Here is a 13,018-nt window from a genome sequence, read left to right on the forward strand (position 1 = left end):
TGCTCCCTGACTATGAGGGCACCGTCTCCGACAGTGATTGGCAGTACATCGAAGACGACGCCATTCTGCTCCGGGAGCAGATCGAAGCATGGGCCGACGAGGTCCGAGACGAGGTGCGTTTCAACCGCCCGACCTACCCGGACGGACTCACCGGGCGGAATCGGGAGCGGTGGGCACCGCTTTACAAGGTCGCCCTTGCCACCGGTGGCGCGTGGCCCGACCGGTGCCGGGACCTCATTGCCGCGGACCTCGCCGACATCCAGGCGGACCGGGAAGACGGACTCATCCGGGTACCGCGGCATGTGCAACTGCTCCGGGACATCGCGGCGGTCTGGCCCGGCGAGGAGACGTTCTTCCCCACTGGGGAACTGCTCGACGCAGTGCAGCGACGACAGCCCGGCATGTGGGGCGCCGCGTCGCCCTACGGCGCCATGACCCCTCAGGGCATGGGCCGGGTACTGGTGACCCACTTCGGCATCCGCGCATCCCGACTGACCGGTAACCGTTCGCGGGGTGGACGGGGTTACTACCTGCGGGTTTTCATCTCTGCGATGTCCTCGTTCGGAATCCCGATCCCCGGTGGGGCGGGGAGTGTCGGGGAACCGGTCAAAGTGGTCCAGCCGGTCGAACCGGTCACGAATCTGACCGGTCTGACCGCCTCAACCGGTTTGACCGGTTCACCTAGACCCCCCCTCCGAACCGGACGACGTTGCGGTCACTAACGCTATCCTCGCCACCCTGTCGCCCACCTTCGGGCAGACCCTCGGACACCTCATGAAGGTGATCAAAGACAAGACCGGCGATGGCTCTCTAGTCCCCGATATCCTCGACCGACTCACCGCCGACGGCAGAGTCACCGAAACCGATGGACGCTACACACTCCGGGAGGACCTGTGACGAATCAGAAACGCGACCCCGCCCGGAACTCGCCAGGGCGCATCGAAGCGCGAGAGAAGGCGACTCAGGCGGTCACGCTCCGCACCCATGGGCTGTCGTGGGCCGAGGTCGCCCGGCGCGCCGGGTACCCCACCCCGGACGCCGCCCGAGTTGCCGTGTCCCGGACCCTCGACCGGGTGGAATCGGACGCGGTGGCGGACCTCCGGGCCGAAGAGGACACGCACCTGCTGCTACTCCGACAGGCGGCACTGCCCTCCGCGCTCGACGGTGACCCGCACTCGTTGGCCGTGCTGCTCCGCATCTCCGAATCACGGCGGAAACTGCACGGTGCCGACCGGCCCGCGCACTACAACGTCAACGTGAGCCAACAGGAACAGGACCTCACCCGACAGTTGGTGGACGCCCTCAACGAGAAGTTCGCCCGGGAGCACGGCACGGCCCTGCTGACAGAGACCGATGCCCCGTGAACCCTCCGAAGCACCATGACGCCACCACGGAGATGCAGCACCTCGACTACCTCCGTGCCGTCCTCGCCGAGGGAGCGCCCACCGCGCGTATGCGTGCCGCTGCCGCGGACCTCGCCGACACCTTCGCGGACATCCTCGCCGCCCCCTACGCCGTACAGGCACTCTGTCTGGAAGAAGTAACCCGCGCCCTCCGGCGCATCACCTCAATGGAAGGAACCACCCATGACGACGACAACTGACCTGACCGCCCTTGTTCGTGAAGCCGCGTACTCCGGCATCACCCTCCGCACCTCCGCGGACCGCAACGACGGCACCACCGAGTACATCGTCAACGGTCCCGTGGACTCCCCGGCGTGGCATCCCCCCGCCGAGACTGCTGCCGCGGACCTCACCCGCCGCATAACCTCCGTGCAGGACGCCGCCGACGCCGTCACGACCCGTGCGGGCCGATGGGCCGAGGGCCGTGCCACTGTCGCCGACGATGTGGAAGCGTGGCGCGTCCTTGCTACGGACATCAACGAGGTACTGCCGACGGGGTGCAGCATCCCGATGCCCAACGACATGGACCGGTACGGCGTATGCGGGTGGGGAACGATCACCTCGGGTCTGCTGCATGGATAGGTGACATCTGATCTGGCTTGCCTGGGAAGGCCGGCCTGGAAGGATGATCGTCATGACCAAGCCCTATCCCCAGGAGTTCCGCGACGATGTCGTGCGCGTCGCGAGAAACCGTGAGCCCGGAGTGACGATCGAGCAGATCGCGAAGAACTTTCATAGGAACAGATAGCCCACGGACGGTAGCTGACCATCAAGTTAGAACATGTCGAGGGAGGTCCAACGAGCCCGTGGGTGTCATGGTCCCCCGGAGCCGTGTCATGGGGTAGTTTTCCACCTGTGACTGCTTCCTCCCCCACCCAACTCGACCGTGGCACCGTTAGACGCAACCTCGACAGCTTCGCCACCGACTGGCGCGCCATCATCAACGACTGGCGTGTCACCGGGGCCAAGCACACCGAGAAGTCCCACGCCCAACAGTTCTGGTCGGACTTGCTGCGCTGCTTCGGGGTGATCCCCGAACGCATCAAACTGTTCGAGCGTGACGCCACCCGCGCTTCGACCGGCAACACCGGTTACATCGACCTGTTCTGGTCCGGCGTCGTCATCGGCGAAGCAAAGTCCCTCGGCAAAGATCTCGACACTGCCGAACAACAGGCCCTCGACTACCTCGCTGGCGGCTCCATCGGCCAGCACGAGTGGCCCCGCTACTCCATCGTCTCCGACTTCGAGAACCTCCGGGTCACCAAGCTCGGCGATGACGGCTGGACCGTCGCCTTCACCATCGACGAGATCACCGATCACGTCGACCAACTGATCTTCCTCGCCGGCCAGGAAACCGTCACCAAGGCCGAGGAGGAAGAAGCCTCCATCCACGCTTCCAAACTCATGGCGAACCTCTATACCTCCATGCTCGGCGACGACGCCGACGAAGCCATCGGTGACGACGCCCCCACCGACCCCGAGGAAGAGGACTGGCAGGTCCAGAAGACCTCCGTGTTCCTCACCCGCGTGCTGTTCCTGCTCTACGGCGACGACGCCGGGTTGTGGGAGGAGGACCTGTTCTACCGCTTCGTCCTCTACGACACGACCGGCGATACCCTCGGGTCACGACTCAACGCCCTGTTCCAGGTCCTCAACACCCCAGAGGAACGACGGCGACGGGTGCCCGAGGAAATGGCGAAGTTCCCCTACGTCAACGGCTCCCTGTTCGCTGACCAATGGCCGCAGAACTTCTTCGACGAAGACATGCGCAACGCACTGTTGGACGCCTGCCGGTTCCACTGGACCCGGATCTCCCCGGCGGTGTTCGGCTCAATGTTCCAGCTGGTGAAGTCCAAGGAAGCCCGCCGCGCTGACGGTGAGCACTACACCACCGAGACCAACATCCTGAAGGTCATCGAACCGTTGTTCCTTGACGAGCTGCGCGACAAGGCCCGCCGCCTGATCAACAACAAATCCACCACCGCCAAGGCGCTTCGTGAGTTCCGGGACTCGCTGGCGGAGATGATCTTCCTCGACCCTGCCTGTGGTTGCGGCAACTTCCTCGTCGTCGCATACCGGGAACTCCGGTCGATCGAGACCGATGTCATCGTCGCCCTGCGAACCAAGGAAGGTCAGCAGACCGCGTCGATGGACGTGTCCCTCGACCAGCGAATGAACATCGGTCAGTTCCACGGCTTCGAGCTGAACTGGTGGCCGGCGAAGATCGCCGAGACCGCCATGTTCCTCGTCGACCATCAAGCCAACCGGGCCCTTGCTGCCGCCGTCGGTGACGCCCCGGACCGCCTGCCGATCACGATCACCGCCCACATCCGCCACGGCAACGCGCTACGTATGGGGTGGGAGTACGAGATCCCCAGAACCCCAGGAAAGACGCTGGTTTTCGGTAACCCACCGTTCATCGGGCAGTACACCAAAACTGAAGAGCAGACCGAAGACATAAAGGCGGCATGGGGAGCCGACTACACGGGCTACCTGGACTATGTGACAGCCTGGCACGCTAAGGCAAAGGACCTGTTGTCTAACCGGATCGGTGATTTCGCCTATGTCACCACCAACTCGATCGCCCAGGGCCTGCCGGTGCCAGCGTTGTTCGGTCCGCTGTATCGGGAAGGATGGGACATCAAGTTCGCTCATCGCACGTTCGCCTGGAACTCGGAGGCCCCCGGGCAAGCTGCGGTGCATTGTGTGATCGTCGGGTTCACACGAGATAAGAACATCAAGCAGAAGATGTGGAACTACCCTTCGGTGAAGGGAGACCCGGAACCGATGGAACTTTCCGTAGGGATTAATGCCTACCTGCTCGATGGCCCACGCGTGCTCGTAAGAGATGTGAGGTCAGGGCCGCTGACACCTGTGCTTCCCGCGGTCACGAAGGGATCGCAGCCTACTGACGGCGGGAACCTCGTGTTCAACGCCAAGGACGGAACACTTGGACTTGACCAGGACCCCGTGGCTGGAAAGTACTTACGTCGTTTCGTAGGGGCCAAAGAGATGCTGCACAACATTGAACGATGGTGTCTGTGGCTGACTGACCTGGACCCCGCCGACATCGGAAAGTCTTCTGGACTGAAAGACCGAATCGAAGGAGTTCGGATGATGCGGTCTGAAAGTAAGAAGGTACCAACCCAGCAAGCGGCCAGCACTCCGGCACTGTTCACCGAAATCAGGCAGCCTGATGTCCCCTACCTCTGCATCCCTAGTCATGTCGGTGAGACCCGCCGCTACTGGACCGCAGCTCGCTATGAACCCGAGGTTATCTGCGGAAACGCGAACTTCCTCGCCCCAGACGAGGACGGTCTACTGTTCGCGCTGATCGAGTCCGCCATGTACATCACCTGGCAGCGTGCAGTGGGCGGGCGGATCAAATCTGATCTGCGGTTCTCCAACACCCTGACCTGGAACACCTTCCCTGTACCTGACCTCGATGACAAGACCCGTGCAGCGGCTATCAAGGCCGGGCAAGGCGTCCTCGACGCCCGGGCACTGCATCCCGACCGCAGCCTCGCCGACGCCTACAATCCCCTGGCCATGGACCCGGCCCTGGTGAAAGCCCACGACAAGCTGGACCGCGTGGTCGACAAGGCCTTCGGTGCCGAGCGGAAGCTCACCACCGAACGCCAGCGCCTGGAGATCCTCTTCGTCAGGTACGCAGAGATGACGGACGATTAACTCATCTATCCTGGTCACCCGGTGCGCCGGGACCTGTTCGTCATGGGTGTGTTCGGTGGGCCGTGGAATGGTGCCAGAGGGGCAAGATAGGCGGGGGTAGCGCGGCCCACTTCCCACGTATCTCCCACTAGGACACGTTTCCCACGGAAGTCACCCTCATTTACCTGCATTAATGGTGTAATGGGTTGGCCCCCCGCTGGCCCCACCATACTTAACGGACGTACTCACCGGTCAGAGCAGTCACCCGGCGTGACCAGTCCGGACTCGTAGGCCAGTACGACCAGTTGCGAACGGTCGCGGGCGTGCAGTTTCGCCAGCAGCCGGCTGACGTAGGTCCGCGCGGTCGCCGGGCTGATGAACAGCGTCGCGCCGATCTCGGCGTTGGATTCACCGCACCCCACCCTCGCCAGCACGTCCCGCTCCCGGTCGGTGAGCCCGTCCAGCAGTTCGGGGCGCGTCGCCTCCTCGCGCTGCGCCGCGAGCTGCCCCATGACCGTGGTGGTCACCGACGGCGACAGCAACGACTCCCCGTCGGACACCACACGGATGGCGGTGCGCAGGTCCGCGGGTGCCACGTCCTTCAGGAGGTACCCCGCTGCACCGGCGCGGATCGCGGCGGTGATGTCCTCGTCCTCGTCGAAGGTGGTCAGGACGATGACCCGCACACCCTCCAGTGCAGGATCCGCGGTAACACACCCGGTTGCGGCGATGCCGTCCATCCGGGGCATGCGGATGTCCATCAGCACCACGTCCGGCCGGTGCTGCCGGATGAGACTGAGGCCCGCCTCCCCGTCGGCGGCTTCGGCGACCACCTCAATGTCGCCGTCGTGCTGCGCCAGGGAGCGCAGTCCCGTGCGCACGAGTTCCTGGTCGTCGACCAGCACGATACGGATCATGGTTCCAACCTTGCCGGAAGTGTCGCCCGGACAGTGAATCCACCGTCCGGTTCCGTCCGCAGTGTCCCGCCCAGTATGCGGACACGCTCGGCGATACCGGTCAGCCCGAAACCGGTTCCGGACGTCGCCGCGGCACGGGACGCCCCGCGCCCGTCGTCCGCCACGGTGACCACCAGGCTGGCGTCCCGCAGGTGTGCGGTCACCCGGACGGAGGACGCCCCAGCGTGCCGCAGGACATTGGTCAGCGACTCCTGGACGATGCGGTAGGCGGCAGCGTCCACCACCGGCGAAAGGTCATCGGCGGCGACGTCCACGTCCACGGTGACGTCGACCCCGGCGGCCCGGGCATCCCCGGCCAGCGCGTCGACATCCGCGAGGGAGTGGACGCTCCGGGGTCCTGCGTCCGGTTCCGAGCGCAGCAGCCGCAGCATCGTGCGCAGTTCGGTGAGGGTGGACGTCGCCTGCGACCGGACCTGGTCGAGGGCACCGGCGGCAGCCGGGTTGCTGTCACCGACGGCGTCGCGTCCCACCCCGGCGTGCAGGGAGATGACCGACAGTCCGTGCCCGACGGTGTCGTGGAGTTCACGGGAGATGTGCTCGCGTTCGACAACCTTGTTGAGCTGAGCGATCCTCTCCTGCTGCGCGATGTACAGCCGCCGGGCGTGGATACCGTGTCCCAGGGATATCGCGGCGGCGATCAACGCCAGCGTGGACACCGATTCCGTGCCCAGCAGATAACCGATGGGCTGCGGATCGTCGCGGAGACGGTAGTAGAGGGACACACAGAAGACCAGGGCGCCGCCACCGACCGCCCAGCGGACCAGGCCGCGCTCTGCCGTCGAGAACAATGACGCGGCGACGGGCAGGGCCACACCGATCGGCGGGTACTCGAGGGAATAGTAGGCGAAGGTCCCCAGCACGCTCAGGGCCAGGACGACCAGTGGGAAGCGCCTGCGTGCGAGCAACACCGCCCCGAAGGCCGCGACGAAGATGTAGGCACCCGGGTCCGGGCGGTGGTCCGTTCCGACCTGGGACAGGGCGACAACGCTGACCAGCACGACGGCCACAGCGACCGCCATCGCGGCGTCGACGGCCCAGGACGGGACGGGCTGATTCGCTCTCGTGGTCACGGGCTTGAGTCTATCGCCCGGACGCGGGCACTGGCCTGCGGTGTTGATTCAGCATGGCGGTCACGCTAGGCGGTGGAACAAGTGTCGCCATCGGCCTGTGGTCCCGGGCATTGTCGCTTCTCGACGTAGACGGATGTCGACCAACCGCGACCTACACCGAGACCAGCGGCCGATGACCTCCGGTTACCGGGACCATAACGTGTGCAGCCATGACGAACACAGAACAACCAACGCGCTCCCTCAACTGGTTCCTGATCCTGGTCCTCGGGGTCTTCGCCCTGCTCCGGCCACTGGTCAGAATCATCGCATCGCAGGCGGACGTTGATGTCCCGGCCGTTGTGCCGGCCCTCCTGACCCTCGGCATCACGGTGGTGTGGGTGGCGGTCGTGGTGTCCAGCCGTGCGGAGTCACCCGTGCTGACACTTGTCCTTGCGGGCGTGACGTACGCGGTTCTGGCGATGCTGCTGAGCGGGGTCCTCTCCCCGATCCTCGACGGGGAGTTGGACGGCCCGCTGGCGAACCCGGTCGCCATTGTCCCGGTGCTCCTGGTCAATGCCCTGTGGGGGCTGACCGCGGGCGGTCTCGCGCTGCTCCTGCTGCGCGCCCGTCGGCGGTGACGGCCGTCTGAGAGCTTCGCGCGTGTACCCCCGTTCGAACACCCACCACCGTCCAATGGAGCCGGTGTCCATCGGACGGTCTATGTTCTCCCCTGAGACCATTTAATGCCCCGGGGCGTACCCGGGGTTTCACAGAGGAGAATCCTGACCGTGCATACGCGCCCGTTCCACCCTGCGTCCAGGCTGAAGCTCACCGCGCTATCCGCGATTGCCGCTTTGACCCTTGCTGGCTGCTCCAGCGAGGCGGACGAGCCAGCACCGACCGAAGCTTCATCCACCACCGCCGCGGCACCCCAATCCCCTGGCATGGGCATCGAGGTCAAAGGAAATGGCGCAACAGTCACCGCCAATGCTGCCTACGAAACACACGCAATCGCAGCGTATACCGACGGTAGCTGGAACAGCAATGAAGCTCGTCCCACTGAAGATATCGAAGCGAGGGAGGGCGGCAAGTACGTGGTTATTGAGACCACGGTGGTCAATGACACATCCTCGGACATGGATCTGACCTGCCGTTCCACCGGCGGCTGGGTCGAATCGGCGCTCCAAGTCGGGGACGGAGTTGTCTACCAGCCAATCGATGACCTCTATGACATTCCTGGCAATCCTGAGTGCAACAGGAACCTCGGATCCGGGTTCGACGCTGAAATGACCTGGGTTTTCCTCGTTCCCGACGACCGCGAACCCGTGTCTTTCAATTTCAAGGCCGATTCTGCGTCCTATGAGGAAGATCCCGCAGTCATCGTCCTCGACAAGTTCGGCGAGAAACCTGAACGGGAAGCCCGCGGGCCCCATCCAACCCAAGATGTACCCGCAGACCAAGCGGAACAGACACCGGATGTGGTGGATGAGCCCGAGGCTACTGCACCGGTGCCTGCCACTCACGCATCTGCACCGGCGTACGGGGCGACCTGCGCTGAATCCCAGATTCTCCAGCCAGCGACGGGTTCAGACGGCTCTTCGCTGGTCTATGCCGGGATGGGAGCAAACGCAAGCCCGACCTGGGTCTACGGCCCCGAGAGTCAGGGCGCTGGGACTGCTACCGGCGGTGCCGCCTGCACTGAGGGAGAAGAAGGCGGACAGGATGAAGCCGGCCGCCTGCTGATGTGTAGCAACGGCGAGTGGGTGTACGGGCCGTAGCCGTCCGGCCGTCTACTTCACCAGCCGCGCGACCGCGGCGGAAACCTCGTCGAGCTTCTCCGCCGCCTCATCCTCCCCCTGCTGGGCGGCGTTCAGGACGCAGTGCTGCATGTGGTCGTCCAACAGCGCCAGGGCCACGCCCTTCAGCGCGGACTGGACGGCGGTCACCTGGGTCAGCACGTCGATGCAGTAGGTGTCCTCGTCGACCATGCGGTGCAGTCCACGGACCTGCCCCTCGATCCGCTTCAGACGGGCGAGGTAGCGCTTCTTGTCCGGGGAGTAGCCGTGCCCCACTGCGACATCAGCGGTATCAGCAGCATCAGTGCCGGCGGCCCCGCAACCGCAGCTTCCCGCATCGGCGGCAGAGGCCTCTGTCAGAAGGTTCTCGTTCATGTCTTCTCCATTCGCTCGCTGCAAATCATACCCCGATGGGGTATCTTCGACAAGGGTGCGTACGGATACGGGTCGATGTGGTCCACTCAGAACACTCGGACCGGCCATTTCGGCCCTCGTCATTACACCTGGGGCGAACGGAGTGGCCATCGGCAAGGGAACCCACGACTGAGTACCAGCGACTCAGTGCCCGCGGGCGATCCACTCCTCCAGGTGCGGCGCTTCAGCGCCGATCGACGTCGCATCGCCGTGCCCGGTGTACACCTCGGTGTCGCCCGGCAGGGTCAGCACCTTCGACCGGATCGAGTCGATGATCGTGTCGAAGTCACTGAACGACCGTCCCGTTGCACCCGGGCCACCGGCGAACAAGGTATCACCGCTGACCAGGACCTTCGACTCCGGTAGGTAGAGGCAGCAGGACCCCGGCGAATGGCCCGGGGTGTTGATCACCCGCAGCCGGGTTCCGGCGATGTCGAAGACCTGGCCGTCCTCCAGGTCCTCGTGCCCGACACCTGGATGGGTCTGGTTCCACAGCATCTGGTCGCCGGGGTGCACGTGGACCTGCGTGTCCAGCCGGTCCGCCAGCTCCGGGGCGACGGTGACGTGGTCATTGTGCGCATGTGTGCAGATCACACTGCGCACCGTCCGGTCGCCCACGGCGTCCACGATGGCGTCCGCGTCATGGGCGGCATCGACCACGATCACCTCCTCATCATCACCGATGAGCCAGATGTTGTTGTCCACCTCCCATTCGCCGCCGTCGAGGGCGAAGATGCCGTGGGTCACGACCCGGTCAACGCGCAGTCCCGTGTCGGACGCGCCGCTGAAGCTCTCTGACGCACTCACAGTTCCACCACCGATCGCAGAACAGCCCCCTGCTTCATCTTGGCGAAAGCGTCCTCCACGGCGTCGATACTGATGCGCTCGTCCACGAAATCACCCAGCGGGAAGCGTCCCTGCAGGTAGAGGTCCGTGTACAACGGGAAATCACGCTCGGGAAGACAGTCACCGTACCAGGAGGACTTCGTGGCCCCGCCGCGGCTGAAAACGTCCGCCAGCGGCAGGTCGAGCTGCATCTCCGGGGTCGGGACGCCCACCAGGACAACGCGTCCGGCGAGGTCACGCATGTAGAACGCCTGCTTGAAGGTGGCGGGCAGGCCGACGGCCTCGACCACGACGTCGGCACCGATCCCTCCGAGGATGTCGTGGACGGCCTGGACGGCGGGCTGGTCCTCACCGGTCGCGGAGGCATCACCGCCCAGGGAGGACGGATTGACGGTGTGCGTGGCGCCGAAGGTCAGGGCGCGCTCCAGCTTGGCGTCCGACAGGTCCACGGCAATGATCGTCGTGGCGCCGGCCAGCTTCGCGCCGGCGATCGCTGCCATGCCGACCCCTCCGCAGCCGATGACCGCCACGGATTCACCGCGCTTGATCTCGCCGGTGTTCACCGCCGCGCCGAGCCCGGCCATCACACCGCAGCCGAGCAGCCCCACGGCCGCCGGATCGGCGGAGGGGTCCACCTTGGTGCACTGACCCTCATGGACCAGCGTCTTCTCGATGAAGGCGCCGATGCCCAGGGCGGGCTCCAGCTCGGTGCCGTCGTCCAGGCTCATCCTCTTCGAGGCGTTGAAGGTGGCGAAGCAGTACTGCGGCTGCCCCTTCTTGCAGGCGCGGCACTCGCCGCAGACCGCACGCCAGTTCAGGACCACGAAGTCCCCGACCTCCACGTGGGTGACGTCCTCGCCGACGGTCTCGACGATGCCGGCGGCTTCGTGGCCGAGCAGGAACGGGTAGTCGTCGCTGATCCCACCGTCACGGTAGGCGAGGTCGGTGTGGCACACGCCGCACGCCTGGATACGCACGGTCACGTCATTGGCGCCGGGTTCCGGCACCACCACGTCCACCAGTTCAACCTCTGCGCCCTTGCCACGGGCGATGACTCCCTTAACCGTTGTACTCACTGGTGTCCGTTCCTTTCTCGCAGGTGCATGTCGTGTCCCCAGATTACGGAGAAATTGTTTCCGGCGGGAGACGGAGGGACGGGCGGGTATGATGGTCCCCGCACGCCCGACGATATCCACCCTCGACTCCCCAAGGAGCCTCCACCCATGATCCAGCTGGTCATCGGCGCCGCCGCAGGTTACGTCTTCGGTACGAAGGCCGGACGCCGCCGCTACGAGCAGATCCGGCGGGGGTACGAATCGGCGATCAACTCCCCGGCCACCAAGCGCGCGGTACGTGCCGGACGCAAGGCCCTGGCCGACCGGCTCGACCCGGATCCCCGCATGCGGGAGCTGCGGGACGTCAGCGGCTCGGAGGACACCGCGTACCTCGAGAACGACGCCCTGGAGTTCGAGGAGGACGTCTTCAACGAATCCGAGCAGCCCCGGATGCGGGACGGAAAGGGCCGCCGCGTCAGCGACCAGGACGGCAGCGGCGAGGTCACCCGCGGACTGTTCGGACGTCGGCGCTGAGCGCAGCTACCCCCTCAGCTCACCGTAGGTGTGCGCCTGCTCCTGCAGGGTCCGCCGGTACTTCTCCAGCGCCATGAGGTCGGCAAAGGTGTTGTTGTACTCCTTCTTCTTCTCCCCGCCCTGGTCCGGACGCATCCCCTGCATCCGTGACTTCATCTCGGCGATCTCCATGCCGACCCAGAGTTCCTCCATCCGTGCCACCACCGCACCGGCGTAGTACGGCAGCCGGTCACGCTCACAGCGGGGTTCCTCCACAGCGAGCTCACTGATCACGGCACGGCACATCACGTCATCGGTGGCTGCGGTGACCGCGTCCAGCCAGTCCGCCCCGGCGGAATGCCCGCCCTTCTCCCCCACACTGCCCACGCCACCGGCGGCGGCGACGGCGGTCGCCACCGCGATGTAGGTCGGGTGCTCGAAGCTGTCGGGCAGCAGGCCGTCGGCGTCGGACCTGACCATCTGCGGTTCCTGCAGCATGAGCTTCAGTACCTCGCGGGCAGGTTCCAGGTGGACATCCGTGGGGTCGGGGCGGCTCAGCATCGAGGTCACGTTACTGTTCGCGGCGGCCCCGGATTTCTCCGCCTCCGCCGACCGGCGTGCCAGCCGGGCAACACCCTCCTTGAGCTGGGTGCCCTGACGCTCCCGTCCCCCCTTGGCCGCCTCGCGGCGCACCTGGGTGACGACCTCGGTGGGGTCGGGCCACGCCAGCCAGCCCGCGGCCTGGCGGGCGTACTCGTCGCGCAGGGCATCGTCCCGGATACCGGCGAGAACGGGGACGATACGGCGCAGCGCGTCCACCCGGCCATCGACGTGGTGGGTGTCGTAGCCGCGCAGGATGGTGCGGATCACGAACTCGAACATGGGGATGCGGTCGGCGACGATCTCGCGGACCGCCGCGTCCCCCTTCTCCAGGCGGACGTCGCAGGGATCCATGCCGTCGGGCGCGACGGAGACGTAGCTGCGGCCAGTGAACTTCTGGTCGCCCTCGAAGGCGCGCATCGCGGCCTTCTGTCCGGCCTCGTCACCGTCGAAGGTGTAGATGATCTCGCCGCGGAAGAACTGGTCGTCCACCATGAACCGGCGCAGCATCTGCAGGTGTTCCTCACCGAAGGCCGTGCCGCAGGCCGCGACGGCGGTGGGAACCCCGGCGGCGTGCATCGCCATGACGTCGGTGTAGCCCTCCACGACCACGGCCTGGTGGTCGGTGGAGATCGGCTTCTTCGCCAGGTCGATGCCGAAGAGCACCTTCGACTTCTTGTACAGCAGCGTCTCGGG

General features: G+C 65.5%; 13 protein-coding genes and 1 pseudogene. 8 read left to right on the forward strand and 6 right to left on the reverse strand.

Going from position 1 to position 13,018, the window contains the following annotated elements; all coding sequences use genetic code 11:
* From ACTIL2_RS14060 to ACTIL2_RS14080, 5 genes are all read left to right on the forward strand, one after another.
* On the forward strand, positions 1–722 hold a 722-nt coding region (locus tag ACTIL2_RS14060; RefSeq protein WP_442338098.1), incomplete at its 5' end, for a DUF3631 domain-containing protein.
* A 171-nt stretch (positions 723–893) separates the two neighbouring features.
* Positions 894–1,364 (forward strand): hypothetical protein, encoded by a 471-nt coding sequence (locus ACTIL2_RS14065; protein WP_442338099.1) that lies wholly within the window; start codon positions 894–896, stop codon positions 1,362–1,364.
* A complete protein-coding gene (locus ACTIL2_RS14070) occupies positions 1,361–1,603 on the forward strand; it encodes a hypothetical protein (RefSeq protein ID WP_442338100.1) in 243 nt (80 codons plus the stop codon). The genes ACTIL2_RS14065 and ACTIL2_RS14070 overlap by 4 nt, the downstream gene beginning before the upstream one ends.
* Positions 1,587–1,985, forward strand: a complete 399-nt coding sequence (locus ACTIL2_RS14075; RefSeq protein WP_442338101.1) for a hypothetical protein — start codon at positions 1,587–1,589, stop codon at positions 1,983–1,985. The genes ACTIL2_RS14070 and ACTIL2_RS14075 overlap by 17 nt, the downstream gene beginning before the upstream one ends.
* A 273-nt stretch (positions 1,986–2,258) precedes the next feature.
* Complete coding sequence (locus ACTIL2_RS14080) at positions 2,259–5,093, forward strand: DNA methyltransferase (protein ID WP_442338102.1); 2,835 nt, start codon at positions 2,259–2,261, stop codon at positions 5,091–5,093.
* Positions 5,094–5,317: 224 nt separating this feature from the next.
* Here ACTIL2_RS14080 and ACTIL2_RS14085 read toward each other — a convergent pair whose 3' ends face one another.
* Positions 5,318–5,989: a response regulator gene (locus ACTIL2_RS14085; protein ID WP_442338103.1), complete on the reverse strand. Its 672-nt coding sequence runs from the start codon at positions 5,987–5,989 to the stop codon at positions 5,318–5,320.
* The gene (locus tag ACTIL2_RS14090) at positions 5,986–7,119 is read right to left on the reverse strand and encodes a sensor histidine kinase (protein ID WP_442338104.1); all 1,134 of its coding nucleotides are present in this window, start codon (positions 7,117–7,119) and stop codon (positions 5,986–5,988) included. The genes ACTIL2_RS14085 and ACTIL2_RS14090 overlap by 4 nt, the downstream gene beginning before the upstream one ends.
* A gap of 209 nt (positions 7,120–7,328) precedes the next feature.
* Here ACTIL2_RS14090 and ACTIL2_RS14095 point away from each other — a divergent pair, with 209 nt between their 5' ends.
* Together ACTIL2_RS14095 and ACTIL2_RS14100 are read left to right on the forward strand one after the other, a co-directional pair.
* Positions 7,329–7,736 carry a hypothetical protein gene (locus ACTIL2_RS14095; RefSeq protein ID WP_442338105.1) on the forward strand — a complete coding sequence of 136 codons (408 nt, stop codon included), beginning with the start codon at positions 7,329–7,331 and terminating at the stop codon, positions 7,734–7,736.
* Between the two features lie 306 nt (positions 7,737–8,042).
* Positions 8,043–8,876, forward strand: coding sequence for a hypothetical protein (locus ACTIL2_RS14100; RefSeq protein WP_442338106.1), 834 nt, complete (start codon positions 8,043–8,045; stop codon positions 8,874–8,876).
* Positions 8,877–8,888: 12 nt separating this feature from the next.
* Here the strand turns inward: ACTIL2_RS14100 and ACTIL2_RS14105 are convergent, their stop codons facing one another.
* The 3 genes from ACTIL2_RS14105 to ACTIL2_RS14115 all read right to left on the reverse strand — a co-directional run bounded on the left by ACTIL2_RS14105 (position 8,889) and on the right by ACTIL2_RS14115 (position 11,230).
* A complete protein-coding gene (locus tag ACTIL2_RS14105) occupies positions 8,889–9,269 on the reverse strand; it encodes a metal-sensitive transcriptional regulator (RefSeq protein ID WP_442338107.1) in 381 nt (126 codons plus the stop codon).
* A gap of 183 nt (positions 9,270–9,452) precedes the next feature.
* Positions 9,453–10,115 (reverse strand): MBL fold metallo-hydrolase, encoded by a 663-nt coding sequence (locus tag ACTIL2_RS14110; protein WP_442338108.1) that lies wholly within the window; start codon positions 10,113–10,115, stop codon positions 9,453–9,455.
* The gene (locus tag ACTIL2_RS14115) at positions 10,112–11,230 is read right to left on the reverse strand and encodes an S-(hydroxymethyl)mycothiol dehydrogenase (protein ID WP_442338109.1); all 1,119 of its coding nucleotides are present in this window, start codon (positions 11,228–11,230) and stop codon (positions 10,112–10,114) included. The genes ACTIL2_RS14110 and ACTIL2_RS14115 overlap by 4 nt, the downstream gene beginning before the upstream one ends.
* Before the next feature lie 147 nt (positions 11,231–11,377).
* Here ACTIL2_RS14115 and ACTIL2_RS14120 point away from each other — a divergent pair.
* A pseudogene (locus ACTIL2_RS14120) lies at positions 11,378–11,611 on the forward strand (hypothetical protein); the annotation flags it as partial.
* Between the two features lie 138 nt (positions 11,612–11,749).
* Here ACTIL2_RS14120 and ACTIL2_RS14125 read toward each other — a convergent pair.
* Positions 11,750–13,018, reverse strand: a 1,269-nt coding sequence (locus ACTIL2_RS14125; protein ID WP_442338110.1) for a toprim domain-containing protein, incomplete at its 5' end; no start/stop codon positions are given.

Origin of the sequence: Corynebacterium sp., assembly GCF_052107835.1 — a bacterium.
Taxonomy (GTDB): Bacteria; Actinomycetota; Actinomycetes; order Mycobacteriales; family Mycobacteriaceae; genus Corynebacterium.